Annotated in this window: 12 protein-coding genes and 1 tRNA gene; 7 read left to right on the plus strand and 6 right to left on the minus strand. The window is 56.8% G+C overall.

The window, feature by feature from the left end:
• Positions 1-330 precede the first annotated feature (330 nt).
• Positions 331-2,880 (plus strand): 3'-5' exonuclease, encoded by a 2,550-nt coding sequence (locus ABL922_RS09970; protein WP_349024066.1) that lies wholly within the window; start codon positions 331-333, stop codon positions 2,878-2,880.
• 86 nt (positions 2,881-2,966) lie between these two features.
• On the plus strand, positions 2,967-3,287 hold the full coding sequence (gene trxA / locus ABL922_RS09975; protein ID WP_298603369.1) for a thioredoxin: 321 nt from the start codon (positions 2,967-2,969) through the stop codon (positions 3,285-3,287).
• Here the strand turns inward: trxA and argJ are convergent.
• Positions 3,284-4,537: a bifunctional glutamate N-acetyltransferase/amino-acid acetyltransferase ArgJ gene (gene argJ, locus ABL922_RS09980; protein WP_349024067.1), complete on the minus strand. Its 1,254-nt coding sequence runs from the start codon at positions 4,535-4,537 to the stop codon at positions 3,284-3,286. The genes trxA and argJ overlap by 4 nt on opposite strands.
• Positions 4,538-4,560: 23 nt before the next feature.
• Here argJ and ABL922_RS09985 point away from each other — a divergent pair, with 23 nt between their 5' ends.
• The 4 genes from ABL922_RS09985 to ABL922_RS10000 all read left to right on the plus strand — a co-directional run bounded on the left by ABL922_RS09985 (position 4,561) and on the right by ABL922_RS10000 (position 9,578).
• On the plus strand, positions 4,561-5,637 hold the full coding sequence (locus ABL922_RS09985; protein ID WP_349024068.1) for an energy transducer TonB: 1,077 nt from the start codon (positions 4,561-4,563) through the stop codon (positions 5,635-5,637).
• Between the two features lie 94 nt (positions 5,638-5,731).
• Positions 5,732-6,004: a hypothetical protein gene (locus ABL922_RS09990; protein WP_349024069.1), complete on the plus strand. Its 273-nt coding sequence runs from the start codon at positions 5,732-5,734 to the stop codon at positions 6,002-6,004.
• Between the two features lie 87 nt (positions 6,005-6,091).
• Positions 6,092-8,827: a preprotein translocase subunit SecA gene (secA, locus tag ABL922_RS09995; RefSeq protein ID WP_349024070.1), complete on the plus strand. Its 2,736-nt coding sequence runs from the start codon at positions 6,092-6,094 to the stop codon at positions 8,825-8,827.
• 10 nt (positions 8,828-8,837) lie between these two features.
• Positions 8,838-9,578 (plus strand): sulfite exporter TauE/SafE family protein, encoded by a 741-nt coding sequence (locus ABL922_RS10000; RefSeq protein ID WP_349024071.1) that lies wholly within the window; start codon positions 8,838-8,840, stop codon positions 9,576-9,578.
• A 17-nt stretch (positions 9,579-9,595) separates the two neighbouring features.
• On the opposite strand, the gene ABL922_RS10005 is transcribed toward ABL922_RS10000, so the two are convergent.
• The 3 genes from ABL922_RS10005 to moaA all read right to left on the minus strand — a co-directional run bounded on the left by ABL922_RS10005 (position 9,596) and on the right by moaA (position 11,490).
• Positions 9,596-9,670 (minus strand) — tRNA-Asn (locus ABL922_RS10005).
• Positions 9,671-9,730: 60 nt separating this feature from the next.
• The gene (locus tag ABL922_RS10010; RefSeq protein ID WP_349024072.1) at positions 9,731-10,507 is read right to left on the minus strand and encodes an NAD kinase; all 777 of its coding nucleotides are present in this window, start codon (positions 10,505-10,507) and stop codon (positions 9,731-9,733) included.
• Positions 10,504-11,490, minus strand: a complete 987-nt coding sequence (gene moaA / locus ABL922_RS10015) for a GTP 3',8-cyclase MoaA (RefSeq protein ID WP_349024073.1) — start codon at positions 11,488-11,490, stop codon at positions 10,504-10,506. Before moaA ends, ABL922_RS10010 begins: the two co-directional genes overlap by 4 nt.
• A 72-nt stretch (positions 11,491-11,562) precedes the next feature.
• Between moaA and ABL922_RS10020 the strand changes: the two genes are divergently transcribed.
• Complete coding sequence (locus tag ABL922_RS10020; protein ID WP_349024074.1) at positions 11,563-12,828, plus strand: GGDEF domain-containing phosphodiesterase; 1,266 nt, start codon at positions 11,563-11,565, stop codon at positions 12,826-12,828.
• A gap of 4 nt (positions 12,829-12,832) precedes the next feature.
• Here the strand turns inward: ABL922_RS10020 and mfd are convergent, their stop codons facing one another.
• Positions 12,833-16,306: a transcription-repair coupling factor gene (gene mfd, locus ABL922_RS10025; protein ID WP_349024075.1), complete on the minus strand. Its 3,474-nt coding sequence runs from the start codon at positions 16,304-16,306 to the stop codon at positions 12,833-12,835.
• A gap of 4 nt (positions 16,307-16,310) precedes the next feature.
• Entirely contained in the window at positions 16,311-16,595 is a 285-nt protein-coding gene (locus ABL922_RS10030; protein WP_349024076.1) for a succinate dehydrogenase assembly factor 2, read from the minus strand.
• Between the last annotated feature and the right edge of the window lie 50 nt (positions 16,596-16,645).

The following is a 16,645-nucleotide window of genomic DNA, read 5'->3' on the forward strand; positions in this document are numbered from 1 at the left end:
CAAAGCCTGCATCGCCTCGGGCTTGAGCGCGGAGAGGAAAGTGCCTGGAGCTTTCTGCAACGCTGTGCAGCTGCGCTGGAAACCATACGTCAATTGCCCGAAGGCACAGGCATGTTGCCATTTGTGCGGCGTGAATTGGACTGGGGTTTCGAAGGTTCGACGGACGCTGTCATGTCTTCGCTCTGCGAAGATGACGTGATCGATGTTGTTTCGATTAAGACCATAAGGGATCTAAATCTTGATTGGGGCAAAGATACGGGGCTGAAACGTGCTCAAAGAATAACAGAGTGGTTGCAAATGCCAGCTTCCGAGCGTGGCCGTTGTATCGCCATGCTTAATTCTTGTTGGACAAAGAAAGATGGTGAGCCGGTCGTTTCGACCAAAGGGCAAACCCCGCAGGTGGACCATTATGCCATTATTGCATTGGGCCTGCATCAATGGACCAAAAAGCTTTGCGAAATGCAGGCTTTGGCCATCTATGCCGACAAGCTCGCCGACGCCCTGTTAGCCGGGAAAGCTTTTGCGCTTCGCTACGAGAAGCTCAAACATGCGCGCGGACTGGTCGATTTCGATGATCTGATTTCCAAAGTCGCCGATTTGCTCACGACCAGCGGCATGACCGATTGGGTGCGCTACAAGCTCGACCGGCGTATCGATCACATACTGGTCGATGAGGCGCAGGATACCAACCGTAAGCAATGGGCAATCATCGAGGCGCTTTCCGGAGATTTCTTCGCGGGTCTAGGCGCTAAAGGCGAAAAGCCGCGCACGATCTTTGCGGTTGGTGACTTCAAACAGGCGATTTACGGATTTCAGGGCACTGATCCGGCGCGCTATCGCGAGGCGGGAGAGCGCTATGCCCAGCGACTGGCTGAACAGGACGGCAAACTGCATGAATTGACGCTGTCGCAATCCTTCCGTTCGACAAAGCCGATCCTGGGATTGGTCAATGCCCTTATCGGCACGCTCGGCCACGAACGCTTCGGCCTTACCGAAGAGATTGAAAACCATGTCAGCGAAAAACCCGACATCGGCTCGGTCGAACTGCTCGAGCCGGTAACCGCCGCGTCGGTAGCCGAAAATGGTGAAGGCGAGGGTGATGAGGAAAAATGGCTGGGCCCCGAGAAACGTGAACTTGCGGCCCAGCTTGCGTTCAAAATCAAGGCGCTGGTGGATGAAAGGCCGGTGCTTGCAAGCACAGGCAAGCCTCTCAAACCCGGCGACATCATGGTGTTGTTCCGCAAACGCACCGAGTTGTCATCGCTGCTCGTCGCCCGATTGCATGCCTTGGGGGTCCCTGTTGCGGGTATCGACCGCATGCATATCGACGAGCAATTGGCGGTGCAGGATCTGGTCGCCGCAATCCGATTTGCGCTGCAACCGCAGGACGACCTCAGCCTTGCCTGCCTGCTGGTCTCGCCTCTGATCGGATGGACGCAGGAGCAATTGCTGGAATTTGGCTTTCGGCAAGAGAAAATCTCCTTGTGGCAGCACATCCGGCGCAACGAAGCTCTGTCGACCGACCTTGCCCCGTTGCACGAAATACTCGCCAGTGCCGATTTCACAACGCCCTATCAGTTCATCGAGCAGATCCTTTCCGGTCCTGCACAGGGGCGAAAAAAACTCGCTGCACGACTGGGGCAAGAAGTGCTGGTGCCGGTCGAGGAGTTTCTCAACCTCGCGATTGAATTTGAGCAGGGCAAGGGCGGCAGTTTGCAGCAGTTCCTCGACTGGTTCGAACGCAATTCGAGCGAAATCAAGCGTGAGCGGCTGACCGGTAGCAACGAAGTTCAGATCATGACGGTGCACGGGGCAAAGGGGTTGCAGGCACCGGTAGTGATATTGGCGGATGTGACGGTCGACCCCGGCTCGCGCGGTAACAAGGATCCCGGATCGGTTATAGAGATCGAAAATGTGGGACCATTACCAATCCTGCGGGTCAATAAGGACACGCGGTTCGGCAAGCTCGCCGAGGTTGAGGAAGCCCGCGAGGCCAGTGAACTCAACGAACATTACCGCCTGCTCTATGTCGCGCTGACCCGCGCCGAAGAACGGCTGATCATGGCGGGTAGTCTTGGAAAGCAGCAGAAGGCACCCAAACCCGAAAGCTGGTATACAGCTATTGAGACCGCGATGGACTCGTTGGGCTGTGCGCAGGTTAGTGACATTCAGGGACGCACCCTGCGCATCATGACAGGAGGGCAAGGCCAGATTGCGCAACTGAGTACCAAAACTACGAAACCGGACGCAGTCAATCAGTGGCTTTCGATCCCCGATTGGTTGCTTCAGCCCGCCGCTCCCGAAGCCCGCCCGCCGAGACCACTGGCTCCGTCGCAGCTTGACGACAGCGGTGTGGGAGACAAGCCTGCCGAAGCCGTTCTCCGCCTTGCGGCAGAGAGAGGAAAGTTGGTGCACGGGTTGATCGAACGTGTGGATGCCGCTCGTTTGGCCGGGTTTGATCAAGATGCCGCCCGTTGGCTGGCAGCGCGCGATCGCGAAGGTCGGCATGATCACAAGGCGATCATTAATCAGGTAATGGCTTTGCTGGCCGATGCCCGTTGGCAGCCACTTTTCTCTGAAAAAGCGCGCGCCGAGGTGCCAATCGCCGCGCTTATCGGCGAAACCGTTATCACCGGGCGAATAGATCGATTAGTGGTCGAAGACGATCACGTCAGTATCGTCGATTTCAAAACATCACGCCGCGTTCCCAAAAGCGCGTCTGGCGTAAATCTGTCCGAACTCCGACAGATGGCACATTATGTCGCAGCTATCGAACGCATCTTTCCGGCGCATAAGGTGTCGGCGGCCCTGCTTTATACATATGCGCCTGCGATGATCGAATTGAGCGCGGCGGACCTAGCGTCGCATAGGCCGGTTTGAGGGCCCCAAGCAAATCTATCGGAGTCGCACGCTTGCAACTCGCGGGGCAGGGCAATACATTCGGCATCAAAGAAGGAGATATTCCAATGGCTACCAAAGCAGTTGGCGACAATGATTTTGCCACCGAAGTTCTCGGCTCATCCAAGCCCGTATTGGTCGATTTCTGGGCCGAATGGTGCGGCCCTTGCAAGATGATCGGCCCGAGCCTTGAAGAAATCAGCGAGGAACTGGGCGAGCAGGTGACGATCGCCAAGCTCAACATCGACGATCATCCCGATACGCCGAGTAAATTCGGTGTGCGAGGTATCCCCACGATGATCCTGTTCAAGGATGGTCAGGTGGTCGACACCAAAGTTGGTGCTGCACCCAAGGCAGCGATCAAGGGCTGGCTCGAAGCTGCCCTCTAACTACGGTAATCCGCATTGATGCTGATATAGCCATGGGTCAGGTCGCACGTCCAAACGGTCGCGCAGCCTGATCCAAGGCCGATATCAACGCCGATGCTGATTTCCTGCCCTTTCAGATGCGCTGCGACCGGCGTTTCGTCATAGCCATCTATCGGCAGGCCATTATGCGCGACCTGGGTTACGCCAAAGCTGATCGATAGCTTATCACGGTCCGCTGGTTCCCCCGCCTTGCCAACTGCCATCACGACGCGCCCCCAATTGGCGTCTTCGCCTGCAATCGCGGTTTTGACGAGCGGGGAATTGGCGATGGCAAGGCCGATGCGGCGAGCGCTGTCGTCGGACACCGCACCCGTCACATTGATCTCGATGAACTTCTGCGCGCCTTCGCCGTCGCGTACGACGAGATGGGCCAGTTGGCGGCAAACGTCATGCAGCGCTGATGCGAAAGCATCCGCTCCGGCATCGTCGAACGAGGTGAGGGGGGAATTGCCTGCCTTACCGGTCGCAAACGCCAATACGGTGTCGCTGGTCGAAGTGTCGCTATCGACCGTGATACAATTGAAGGTCGAGCCATTGGCTTCGCTCAATATTTGCTGAAGGAAGGCGGGTTCCACAGCTGCATCGGTAAAGATATAACCCAGCATCGTCGCCATATCGGGTGCGATCATCCCGCTGCCCTTGATAACGCCCACTATTTCGACGCGTTTGCCATCGATGATGGCACTGGCCTTCGCACCCTTGGCAAAAGTATCCGTCGTCCCAATGGTATCGGCCACATCCTGCCAGCTGCAAATCGGTGCTTTGAAAGCCGAACGCAGCCCGGCCTCAGCCTTATCCTTGGGAAGGGGGACGCCGATTACCCCTGTGGACGAGACGAATATCTCATTTTCAGCGCAACCGATATGTGCTGCGACCTGGCGGGTGATCGCTTCGACGGCCTCACGCCCGCGATAGCCGGTAAAGGCGTTGCTGTTGCCTGCATTGACCACCAACGCCCGCGCACTGCCGACTGTCAAATTGTCGCGGCACAGTTCGACTTCAGATGAGCAGCAGATATTGCGCGTAGTCACTCCCGCAACCGATGTGCCCGCATCTAACTCAATATAAGTCAGGTCGCAGCGATCCCATTCCTTGTAGCGTGCTTTTGCCACACGCTTCGACACGCCAGCAATTTCGGGCATTTCGGGGAAGGGGACCGCCAACGGAGATTTTACTAACAATTTGAATTGCTTTCTATACAAATGAAGCATCTTTTCCGGAGAAAATCGGCCCTATGCCCTACTGGTTTTTGCTCGGCACTGCAATTGCAGCATCCGCTCCACTTTCCACCACCGAGACTATCACAACGGTTCCGGTCGTTGACGCGCCACCTCCTCCGCTTATTTCTGCATCGCCAGTTCCGCCGACACCCGGAAAACCGTCGGTCGCCGTACCCAAAGACAATCCCGGCAGTTGGGCGACTACCAATGATTATCCGACCCGGGCACTCTCCGAACGACGGGAGGGGACGACGGGGTTCAAGCTTTCTATAGACACGATCGGTAGCCCCACGGTGTGCACTATCACCCAGTCGAGCGGTCATGCCGATCTGGACGAAGCAACTTGCAGCAATATCGTAAGGCGAGCGCGCTTTTTCCCTGCCCAGGATGGCAAAGGGCGCGCAATACAGGGCGAATGGGCAAGCCGGGTTCGTTGGCAAATACCAACCGTCTTCAGCACAGCTTCGCAAACGATAGCGGACAGAAGCTTTCCACGGCCACCGCGCGTTGCCAACTACAAGCTGCTCCAGATCAAGGAAGCTGACTACCCTGCCGATGCCTTGCTTGAGGGGTTTCAGGGGCGGAGCGAGATCGTATTGAGTATCAGCACGAGCGGTTTGGTCACGAACTGCAATATAGCGAAAACGAGCGGCCATATGTCGCTCGATCAGAAATCCTGTGATCTGGCACGAAACTGGAAGTTCAATCCTGCCACCGGAAAGGACGGCTCAGCTGTTGAAGGTTTTAGCGCGCACAGTTTCGACTGGCGGTTGCCCAAAGGAAGCCATGGGGTGCCTCCTGCTCCGGTTACCGTGCGCAACCCTTTCGAAAAACCGGGAACCATGACGCTGACGCTGGATTTCGATAGTGAGGGCAAGCTGGCAAATTGTCAGTCGGAGTATAGCGGTGAATTTAGTTTCCTGCCCAAGGGCATGATGACCCCGGAGCAGATGTGCAAAAATGCGCCAACTGGCCGTGTCAAGCCGTTCGTGGACAAGGACGGTAAAGACGAACCGCGCCGTGTCATTCTCAAGTTCGAATTGACGCATCAGGAATTGCCCGCATCTTTAACGACAACGGAGGCGAATTAGTAACTCTTGGCCTCTAATATAGCCTGATCCGGGTTAGCTATGGACTATGACCCGCCACAAACCTATATGCGCGCGATACAAGGATAAGGCTGCCATGCGTTTGCTGCTCTACTTTCTTGCACTGCTTACCGGCTTTTCGGCCGCTGAAGCTGCGCGCTCGGTAGAGACTGGGGCGCCTGCAACCGCGGCCTCGCAGGTTGAACAGGCAGAAGCTTTCGCCACGGCAATAGTGGTCTCCACCCTCGATCTTCGCGTTCGGAATGTCCGCTCCACTCTGATATTGGTCGACAACAGCCCGGCTGAAGAGTCGATTGACGTCCCTGTCGCGACGACCCCCGTTTCGCGGGCTGAGCGCGCTCATAAATAGCGCTACAGCGCTTCACTGCGCCACCACAAATTTATGACGCCTGCATGGCGCAGGCGATATCTATCCATATTTATCAAAGGTTTGCTCATGCTCGGCACTATCGCCAAGTCCATTTTTGGCTCGTCTAACGACCGTTATGTCAAAAAGACGATGAAACTCGTCACCAAAATCAACGCGCTCGAAGACCAGATGGCTGCGCTTTCGGATGAAGATCTGAATGGGCAGACACAGCGCTTCCGCGAGCGTCTTGAAGCAGGCGAAACGTTGGACGCTATCCTCCCTGAAGCATTTGCGACCGTTCGCGAGGCTTCGAAGCGCGTCACCGGCATGCGCCATTTCGATGTGCAGATGGTCGGCGGCATCGTGCTCCACCGCGGCGAAATCGCAGAAATGCGTACCGGTGAGGGCAAGACGCTGGTGGCGACGCTTGCAACCTATCTCAACGCAATTGAGGGTAAGGGTGTCCATGTCGTCACCGTCAACGACTATCTCGCCAAGCGTGACGCTGAGTGGATGGGCCAGATTTACGGCTTCCTAGGCCTTTCGACCGGTGTGATCGTTCCAAATCTCTCGGAAAACGAACGCCGCGCTGCATATAATTGCGACATTACCTACGCGACCAACAACGAACTCGGTTTCGATTATCTGCGCGACAATATGAAACATGAGCGTGCGCAGATGGTGCAGCGTCCGTTCAACTTCGCGATTGTCGACGAGGTGGACTCGATCCTGGTTGATGAAGCGCGCACGCCGCTGATCATCTCCGGACCGACCGACGACAAGTCGGAAATGTATAAGGCAGTGCACGAAATCGTGCTGCAGCTCGATGAAGCTGATTATGAAAAGGATGAAAAGGCACGCAGCGTCATCCTAACCGAAGAGGGTACGGAAAAGGCCGAACGCCTGCTCGAAACAGCCGGATTGCTCGTCGGATCGAATCTGTACGACGCGGAAAACACGCAGGTCGTGCATCACCTTGATCAGGCGCTCAAAGCCAACACGATGTTCAAACGCGATACCGATTATATCGTCAAAAATGGCGAGGTAATCATCATCGACGAATTTACCGGACGCATGATGGACGGACGCCGCTGGTCTAACGGTCTGCACCAGGCGGTCGAAGCCAAGGAAGGCGTTGCGATCAAGCCCGAAAACCAGACGCTGGCGACAATCACCTTCCAGAACTATTTCCGCATGTATCCCAAGATTTCAGGGATGACCGGTACGGCCGCTACCGAAGCGCAGGAATTTTACGACATTTACAAACTCAACGTCGTCGAAATCCCGACCAATGTGCCCGTGCAGCGCATTGACGAGAATGATGAGTTCTACAAGAACACAGCCGATAAATTTGCGGCCATCGCGAAAACGATCAAGGAAGCGCATGATCGTGGCCAGCCGGTGCTGGTCGGCACTGTTTCGATCGAAAAGTCCGAATTGCTCAGCGACTATCTGAACAAGGAAGGCGTCACTCACGCTGTCCTCAATGCGCGTTTTCACGAACAGGAAGCGCATATCGTTGCGCAGGCAGGCCGCCTTGGAGCAGTGACCATTGCGACCAACATGGCCGGTCGCGGCACCGACATCAAATTGGGCGGCAACCTTGAGTTTCGTACCGAAGATGAAGTCAGCGATATGCCGGAAGGGCCTGAGCGCGATGCAGCGATTGCGCGAATCAGCGCCGAAATCGAGGCTGAAAGAGCCAAGGTTCTGGAAGCCGGCGGCCTGTTCGTGCTTGCCACCGAACGTCACGAAAGCCGCCGTATTGACAACCAGTTGCGTGGTCGTTCGGGCCGTCAGGGCGATCCCGGCCTGTCGCGTTTCTACCTCTGCCTCGAAGACGATCTGCTGCGTATTTTTGGCTCGGAAACGCTGTTCGCACGCATGATGAACAGCAGCCTTGAAGACGGCGAGGCGATCGGCGGCAAATGGCTGTCCAAGGCCATCGAAACCGCGCAGCGCAAGGTCGAAGCGCGCAACTATGACGTGCGCAAGCAGCTGGTTGAATATGACAACGTCATGAATGATCAGCGCAAGGTGATCTATGAGCAGCGCAGCGACATCATGGATGCCGAAGCGGTCGACGATGTGCTCGACGATATGCTGCATGAAACGGTCAACAGCATTGTCGGCGAAAATTGCCCGCCCGAAACCTATCCCGAACAATGGGATGTTGATGGCCTAAAAAAGCAGGTCAGCGAAATCCTCGGCCAGCAGCCCGATATAGATAGCTGGCTCACCGAAGAGGCAATCGAACCCGATATTGTTGAGTCGCGGATTGCCGAAGCTGCCGAAGCCAAACTGTCCGAAAAACGCGCCTCGATCGATCCCGTGCTGTTCCGGCAGATCGAAAAGCAGATCCTGCTCCAGAATTTGGACCATCACTGGAAAGAGCATCTGGCAACGCTCGATGCACTGCGTCAGGTGATCTATCTGCGCGCCTATGCGCAGAAGAACCCTATCAATGAATATAAGCAGGAGAGCTTTGGCCTGTTTGAACGCATGTTGTCGGCGATCCGTGAGGATATCGTCAAGACGGTACTGACCAACGAGTTCCGGATGGAACCCAATTTCGTCGAAGGCGATCTGCCCGAACTGCCCGATTTCCTGACTACGCATTTCGACCCGCTGACCGGAGATGATGATAGCGACGACCTTGATGGTGCCGATCTAGGCTTGATTAAGGCCTCAATCCCCGCCCGCCAGGTTGCTAGCAATCCGGGTGAGGGGGATCCTTTTGCCGGCAATCCCAACCTGCGTCGTAATGATCCATGCCCCTGTGGTTCAGGGCAGAAATACAAGCACTGCCACGGGGCCTATTAAGGGCTGAAGCATGAGCGCGATTCTGGCCCTGCTATTTGGCCTTATCGCGCTCATTTACGCTTCGGTCGGTTTTGGCGGAGGCTCGACTTTTACGGCGCTTCTGACATTGACCGGAATCGAGCCAAGGCTGATTCCGGTAATATCCTTGTGCTGCAATATCGTCGTGGTCACGGGCGGTACGATCCATTTCTGGCGTGCCGGGCTCATCGACTGGAAGACTGTGCTACCGCTGCTGGTGGTTTCCGCGCCGCTGGCCTTTCTAGGCGGACTGACGCCTTTGAAAGAAACCACCTTCTTGCTGATATTGGGCAGCTCTTTGCTGCTTTCGGCCGTTGCGCTCATAGTGCCGCAGGAGAAGCTGCCGAGGGTCAAGTTACCAAAACCTGTCATATTCGGCTTGTCAGGCGCGGTAGGGCTTCTGGCCGGGCTATCGGGGATCGGAGGTGGGATTTTCATGGCGCCGGTGCTGCATCTCATCCGCTGGGCAGACGCGAAGCGCGTCGCGGCCTTTGCGTCGCTATATATTCTCGTTAATTCGATGGCTGGTTTGGCTGGGCAATTATTGAAAGGTGGCATGGATGCGGTGACGCAGCCCGCTGCGGTTTTCTGGCCGCTATTGCTTGCCGTTTTGATAGGCGGCCAGATCGGCAGTCAAATCGGTATCAAGCTGTTATCGCCGATATGGTTGCGCCGTATCACGGCTTTGCTGGTTGGCTATGCCGCCATCCGTCTGCTGTTGCAGGTCTATTGAATTTTCAGGAGAAAATCTGGCTCCCCGGGACGGATTCGAACCGCCGACCAATCGATTAACAGTCGATTGCTCTACCGCTGAGCTACCGGGGAGCAGCCCGATGACATCGGGCAGGCGCGCCTATGGCTTGGCCTGAAACAAAAAGCAAGTGGTCAGGTAATAAATTGTTCCATCGCGATGCGATCATCGAGCGCATGTTCGGGATCGAACAGCAAAGTCAGCGAACGGTTGCGATCCAGCGCGACTTCGACCGATGCAATATCGCGGATTTCGCGTTGGTCGGCGACCGCGCTGACCGGGCGTTTTGAACCCTCCAATATCGTCAGCTTAACGAGATAACGGTCGGGCAAGATGGCGCCTTTCCAGCGGCGTGGGCGGAAAGGGCTGATTGGCGTCAAAGCTAAAAGTGAACTGTCGAGCGGTAGTATTGGGCCATTGGCAGACAGATTATAGGCAGTTGAACCAACGGGTGTTGCCACCAGAACGCCGTCGCAGATGAGCTCATCGATGACTGTGCGACCGTTCACATCAATTTGCAGCTTTGCCGCCTGCCGTGTTTCGCGCAGCAGCGAGACTTCATTGATAGCGGGCAGGGTAAAGCGTTGGCCGGATGTTGCCTCTATCGTCGCCATCAAGGGCATCACGGTGATGCTTTTGGCGCGTTCCAGACGATTGAGCAGGTCGTCCGGCTGCCAATTGTTCATCAGGAAGCCGATCGTTCCCAAATTCATGCCATAGGCGGGCAAATCGCGACGTTGCTCCAATAAGCGGTGGAGCAATTGCAGAAGGAAGCCATCGCCCCCAAGCGCAATAACCGCATCTGCTTCTTCAATCGGCACGAACTCGTGGATTTCGCGCAATTGCTTCTCTGCCTTGCGGGCAGGTTCGCCGGGCGATGCCAGCAGAGCCAGTTTTGGGAAACGGCTCATCCGCCGGTCGCATTCATATGACGATGCAAACGCAAACCCTTGTCCTCCATCTGCCGTTCGAAATCATGGCGTTCGGGTTTCAGGCGCAAGGCCTTTTGCAGCAGCCCGTCGACAGCTTCCATCCCACCGATGCGAATAGCCTCTCGAAAATCCACATAGAATTCGGAGCCGAGGCACATATGCACCTTGCCGTCACTAGCAAGGCGCAGGCGGTTGCAATCACCACAGAAATTGTGGGACATCGGCGTGATCAGTCCGAGGCGCAGGCCAAGGGGTTCAAGGCGATAATAGCGGGCGGGTCCAGCGGTCCGATGGTCGAGCGGCGAAATTGAGCCGTTCTCCCGCAGCGGCGCGACAAATTCATCAAGCGGAATGAATTGCCCCGTCCGACCCGATACGCCGTCGCCTAGCGGCATGGTTTCAATGAGTGCTAGGTCAAAGCCATTGGCCGCACAATATTTCGCCATTGAAACAATTTCGTCGTCGTTAACGCCCTTCAAAGCAACCATATTTATCCGAACGGCCAATCCGTTGCGCTTCGCCGCCGCGATCCCGTCCAGAACCTGCCCAAGATCACCGCCGCGGGTGACGGCATTGAATTTGGCCGGAACCAGACTGTCGAGGCTGACATTGATGCGGCGGACGACTGATTCTTTCAAAATCGGCGCGAAATGGGCAAGACGGCTACCATTCGTGGTCAGAGTCAGTTCGTCGAGCGCGCCGGATTGCACATGTCGGCCGAGTTCTTGGATCAGAACGTCAACATCGCGCCGCGCCAGTGGTTCTCCGCCTGTAAGGCGAATTTTGCGGATGCCGTGCCTTATAAAACGCGCAGCAATCAGGGCGATTTCCGTATAATCGAGCAGGTCGCTTCGCGGCAGGAACGTTTGCTGCTCGGGCATGCAATAGGTGCAACGGAAATTGCACCGGTCGGTCACCGAAATTCGGAGATAATCGATTGTTCGTCCGAAATTGTCCTGCATCGTGTAACTGACCTATCTGTCTTGTTTCGTGCTGGCAACGGTTGCGAAAGGCTTTTCGGATATTCTGGTGAGATGGATTCGGTAATTGCCACTGCAGTTAAGAAGATTGCCCCTGCGCGCGATGCGCAGTTGTGGCTATCTGCGTTTGAGGCAAGTGCATCGCGAGGGGCCGTGCTGTTCCTTGTCGGAATTCGTGATCTGAAGCAGGTGAACGACTTGCACGGACGTGAAACTGGCAATGCTGTGATCGCTGAAATCGGGAAAAGAATAGCCGGCTTCGCGCCGTCCATCTCGGGAACCATCCTGACGGCTCGCTTGCCTGGCAGGGAATTCCTGATCATTGCAGGCATATCGGGACAATATGAAGCGGAGCAAGTCGCACGGAAGCTTTTGACACTGCTTGGTGCGCCGCTGCACCATCCTGACGGAGATTTGCATATTAGCCCGCGCATAGGAATAGCGTTATCAAGGTCTGGGCAGTCGGGAGCTCAATTGCTGGCTGCGGCATCGAGTGCGCTTTCGGCTGCCTATTCGCATAAGGGGCGGAAATATCGCTTTGCCGACAGCGAGGCGAGCGTCGACAGCCAGCGAAACCCGCGCCTCGACAAGGGCCTTCGTCAGGCGCTGACGCAACGGGAAATCGCGATCTACTTCCAGCCGCAATTTGAGGTAGCTACTGGGAAGCTGGTTGGCGCGGAGGCGCTCGCGCGCTGGACCCATCCTGACTTTGGCGAGATTGGCGCTGAGGAACTGTTTGCAGCGGCGGATCGTTGCGATCTGCGCGAAGAACTGTCTTATGCTATTCAGAAGCAGGCGGTGGGTTTCGCGACGCAATGGCCCGAAGCGTTGCATCTTTCTATTAATCTCGGGGCAGAAGAACTTGCCGACGATCATGCTGCGAGATTGCTTGCCATTTTGGACGATGCAGAGTTTCCGTTCGAACGCCTTACCGTCGAATTGACCGAAGAGAGCATTGTTCGCGACTTCGAACTTGCGCTTGCACAGCTGGAGATGCTGAGGTCGAAGGGTGTAAGCGTGGCCATCGATGATTTCGGCACAGGCTATTCCAGCCTTGCCTATCTCAAGAGCCTTCCGCTCGATTATCTCAAGATCGACAAAGGCATGACCGCCGATATCAGCGGCAATCCGCGTGACCTGATTGTGCTGCGCGCGATCATTGCACTCGGCAAGGCGTTGGGCTTGCGCATCATTGCTGAGGGCGTAGAGAAAAACAGTGAACTCGAATTATTACACTCAGAAGGCTGCGACTATTTTCAGGGCTATTTGCGTTCGCCGCCTTTGACAGCTGAGCAGTTCCTGAAATTCATACACCAATAACCGATTAGCCGGCTTTCCGCGCCAGACCAGCAAGGCCTTTCGAAAGCTGTAGGCAACCGTTCAGTTTGCTTACTGGATCAGGCCAGCTCCGGTTGATCACCAGCTTGCTGTCCGGCCTGAGTTTCGCCGTTGCGCCGAGCCTTTCGACATAAGCGAGAAGTCCCGGAACGTTTGGCGGGCGGTCTTCGTGGAAGCTGACCAGCGCACCGCGCGGTCCGACCTCGATTTTCGCAACTTGCGCGGACAAAGCATTTTGCTTGATTTCGATAAGCTTGAGCAAGTTTTGCGTTGGTTCAGGTATCGGGCCGAATCGATCAGACATTTCCGCTGCAAAGCCTTCGATATCCTGCGCCTCGTCGAGATCGTTCAGGCGACGATACAGCGCCATGCGCACCGACAGGTCTGGCACATAGTCGTCAGGGATCAGGATCGGCGCATCCACAGTTATCTGCGGCGAGAAGCTGTCGCGCGGCTTGGCGAGGCCATGCGCCTGCGCACGCACCGCGACCACGGCTTCTTCCAGCATCGACTGATATAGTTCGAACCCGACTTCGCGGATATGGCCGGACTGTTCGTCACCCACCAGATTACCGGCGCCTCTTATGTCGAGATCGTGACTGGCCAACTGAAAACCGGCGCCAAGTGTATCAAGGTCGCTGAGCACCTTGAGCCGCTTTTCTGCAGTCTCGCTGAGCACGCGGTCGGCGGGCTGGGTCAGATAGGCATAGGCCCGTGCCTTGGACCGGCCAACGCGTCCGCGTAGCTGGTAAAGCTGGGCCAACCCGAAACGGTCTGCGCGGTGGACGATCAGCGTGTTGGCGCTGGGAATATCGAGGCCGCTTTCGATGATCGTGGTCGACAGCAGCACATCATAGCGTTTGTCGTAAAACGCGGTCATCCGCTCCTCTATCTCGCCCGCTGCCATCTGGCCATGTGCAGTGACGAATTTCACTTCAGGCACATGATCTCGCAGATATTCTTCGATCTCGGTAAGCTCGGAAATGCGCGGCACGACGAAGAAGCTTTGCCCGCCACGATAATGCTCGCGCAACAAGGCCTCGCGGATTACCACCTCGTCCCACGGCATCACGTAGGTGCGCACGGCCAGTCGGTCGACGGGTGGGGTCTGGATGACCGACAATTCACGCAGGCCCGACATCGCCATCTGCAACGTGCGCGGGATCGGTGTCGCCGTCAGTGTTAGCATATGGACATCGGTCTTGAGCGTCTTGAGCTGCTCCTTGTGGTTCACCCCAAAGCGCTGTTCTTCGTCGACGATGACAAGGCCCAGTTTCCGGAATTTGATCGACTTGGCCAGCACGGCGTGGGTACCAATGACTATGTCGACCGAGCCATCGGTCAGGCCTTCGCGGGTGCGTGTTGCTTCTGCGCTGGGAACGAGTCGTGACAGCCGCCCAAGCTTCACGGGCGTATCGGCGAAGCGTTCAATGAAATTGGTGTAATGCTGACGTGCCAGCAAGGTTGTTGGCGCAATCACCGCGACCTGATACCCGGCCATCGCGGCCGCAAAAGCCGCGCGCATCGCAACCTCGGTTTTGCCGAAACCAACATCGCCGCAAACGAGCCTGTCCATCGGCTTGCCGCTCGACAGGTCTTCCAAAACTTCAGCGATCACGCGCTCCTGATCGTCGGTTTCGGCATAGGGGAAGCGATCGACAAAGGCGGCATAGCCTGCATCTTCCACCTCGATCAGCGCGCCAGGCCGCAGCGCGCGTTCGGCGGCGGTGCGGATCAGTTCATGCGCGATTGCGGTGATGCGTTCCTTGAGCTTGGCCTTACGCCGCTGCCACGCCTCTCCGCCCAGCCTGTCGAGCGTGACTGCGCCGTCGGAATTGCCATAACGTGAGAGGACGTCGATATTCTCGACCGGAACATAGAGCCGGTCGCCGCCTGCATAGGTAAGAGCAACACAATCATGCGGGCTCTGGCCCACGGGGATCGAGGCCAGCCCTTCGTAACGGCCGATGCCATGTTCGACATGGACAATCAGATCACCGGGGGTGAGGGCTGCCATTTCGGCGAGGAAGGCGTCGGCGCTCTTCTTGTTCTTGCGGCGTCGGACTAGTCGATCGCCCAATATGTCCTGTTCGGAAACCAGCGCGACATCGGGCGATGCAAAGCCGTGGTCGATGGGCAGAACCACCATTGCCGCCGATTTGCCCGCAGCAGCGCCCAATGCGGCCTGCCAGCCATCGGCCTCGACCAGCTTCGGGGCACCATGATCGGATAAGAGGCCTTTAAGGCGCTCGCGGGCACCTGCTGAATAGCTTGCAACAATGGCCTTTTGCCCGGAGCGGATACTATCCTTCAGATAGGCAGAGACTGCCTCATAGACATTATCCTTGCGCGCCCGTTCGGGTGCAAAGTCGCGGCCTGCGGAAATGCCAAAGTCGATAGTGTCGGCGGCGTCCGGTGCTGCAAAGGGTGTCAGTAGATGGCTGCTATGCGCGTCGAGTAACGATTCGAGTTCATCGCTGCCCAGATAGAGTTTTTCGGGCGCCAGCGGGCGATAGCTGCCGGGGCTGGCTGACTGCGCCTTTTCACGATTGGCATGATAGTCGGCAATCGCCTCGAACCGCGCTTCCCCCGCAGCAAGCGCAGCTTGGTCGCGCAGGATAAGGGTATCGCTGTCGAGATGGTCGAGCAGGGTAACCAGCCGCTCTTCAAACAAGGGCAGCCAATGGTCCATGCCTGCCAGTCGGCGTCCTTCTGATACCGCTTGATACAGCGGATCGCCGGTTGCCGTTGTCCCGAACAGGTCACGATATTGGGTGCGGAAGCGGCGCACCGCATCCTCATCCATCAGCGTTTCAACAGCGGGCAGAAGCGCAAACCGGTCAACAGTGCCAATGCTGCGCTGGTCCTGAGGCGAGAAGCGGCGGATTGTTTCGATCTCGTCGCCGAAGAAGTCGAGGCGCAAGCCTTCTTCGCTGCCGGCAGGAATTATATCGACAAGGCTGCCGCGAATGGCAAACTCGCCTGCTTCGGCCACGGTATCGACGCGGAAATAGCCATTGGCCTGCAGCAAGCTGGCCAGCTTCTCGCGATTGATCGACACGCCCGAAGCAAGAATTGCCCCCGTCTGGCGGATGCGGAAAGGCGTGAGCACACGTTGAATCATCGCGCCGATGGTGGTCAGTAGCACGCGCTTGGACTTGGTCGGATGCTGTAGCGCGTTGAGCGTCGCCATGCGCTGGCTGGTGATCACCGTCGACGGCGAGGCGCGGTCGTAAGGGAGGCAATCCCAGGTTGGAAATTGCAGGATTTCCAGCTCTGGCGCGAAAAAGGGAATGGTGTCGGCCAGCGAGCGCATCGCAGCATCGTCGGGCGCGATATAAAGCGTCGCACCCTTCGCCCCGCGCGCAAGGTCGGCGACCAGCAGGGGTGTGAACCCGGCAGGCACCGACGCAAGCGTCAGCGGGCGATCCGCCTTCAGGATGCGTTGCAGGTCGGTCATTCGCTCAGTCGGCCTCGGTCAGTCCGGTCGGCAGTGAAATATAATCGAGGCGCATCAGACGATCGAGCATCGGCCCTTCCCATTTTGCAGGCACGGGCAGGGCACGCATCGCCCAACCCATGATGTCGACATCCTGTTCTTCGAGCAATGCTTCAAACCATTCGAAATCTGCATCGGACCATTGCGCGTGATAATTGTCGAAGAAACCGCCGACAATCGCATCGGCTTCTCGCGTGCCACGATGGTGGGCGCGGAAATGCAGTTTGCGAAGATAGGAGGCCCGGTCCATGATTTGTCTCGAAGATAGTGGAATGATGGCCAGCGGCCTTTATAGTGCCC

This window comes from Sphingorhabdus sp., from assembly GCF_040079335.1.
Classification (GTDB): Bacteria; Pseudomonadota; Alphaproteobacteria; order Sphingomonadales; family Sphingomonadaceae; genus Sphingorhabdus_B.